The 1,028-nt window shown below is 48.6% G+C and carries 1 protein-coding gene; it reads right to left on the bottom strand.

What is annotated here, in order from left to right; genetic code table 11:
• Positions 1-134 precede the first annotated feature (134 nt).
• On the bottom strand, positions 135-1,028 hold an 894-nt coding region (locus FYJ62_RS10540), incomplete at its 5' end, for an RNA-guided endonuclease InsQ/TnpB family protein (RefSeq protein ID WP_154549576.1).

The raw sequence follows: 1,028 nt of genomic DNA, 5'->3' as shown, positions 1-1,028 counted from the left end.
TAGCTTCACAGCTGCCCGGTACCGTCTCGTCTTCGTTTTGACTCGCTCAGAAGATTACGCAGGCAGGTACCGTCTAGTGCTAAGGACGATTGTTCCGTTTCGCCCGGGCTGTTTTCTACATTTTCTACATAAGCTTAAACTTCCGCCACCAGCGACGAAGGGCTAAGCTTTTTTCCATCTTCAGCTGCTTTCTTTAGCTTTGCGTGATGCTCTGGATGAGTCCCCCAATCTAATATGTTTCTTGCCGCATTCAAGTCTCTGTCAATCGTCTTCTTGCAGCTTGGGCACTGCCATTCTTTCTGACCAACTTTAAGATCTTTATTGATGTATCCGCAATTATGGCATGCCTTGCTTGTCCAAAACGAGTCCACTTTGATAAGCGTCTTGTCCTGTTTCCTCACCAGCGACTCTAAAATGGTCATCAGCTCATAGGGTTTGAGGACCGCCAGTCTGCGGTTGATGCCCTTGCTTTGGGCGGAGCCTTTTCCACGCTTGCGCATCTCATAGGCATCCAACTTCTCAACGACTATCGTGTCGCAATCATCGGCTACTTGATGCACCAGATGACGGTATTCATTGGTAAGCAGATTTGCCCGTTTTGCATTCAGCTTCTGCTGCCTGCGGTTAAGCTTCCGGTATCGCTTGCTTTGGCCATGTATATTCTCTTCCAGATCACGTGCTGATTTAATCTCGTTGATCTTCTGCTCATACTCGTCAGCCCGCTTGATCGTGCTGTCTGACACCTTGATCCGCTTGCCATCTGATGAGCAAAAAGCCTCGTTGCCCGCCATGTTCCAGTCAAAGCCTTGAATCGTTTGTGACTCTTGCTTCTCGCGGGGCAGAGAAAAGGTCAGCTGCAGTCTGTAAGTGCCATCTGGAAGCTTCTTTATCTTCGTCAGCGCAATGTCCTTCAAGTTCAAATCTGACAGATCCTCAATGACTTCAACCGTGCCGAAGTCGGCGACTGTTAAGAAGGTATGATTGTCTGTATGCTTGCCCTCGATTCTGATGCCGCCTTTGGAATCTAC

The organism is Lactobacillus porci (assembly GCF_009695985.1).
Lineage (GTDB): Bacteria > Bacillota > Bacilli > Lactobacillales > Lactobacillaceae > Lactobacillus > Lactobacillus absianus.
The sequence above is the reverse complement of the archived record's forward strand: the minus strand, read 5'-3'. Positions and strand labels throughout refer to the sequence as shown.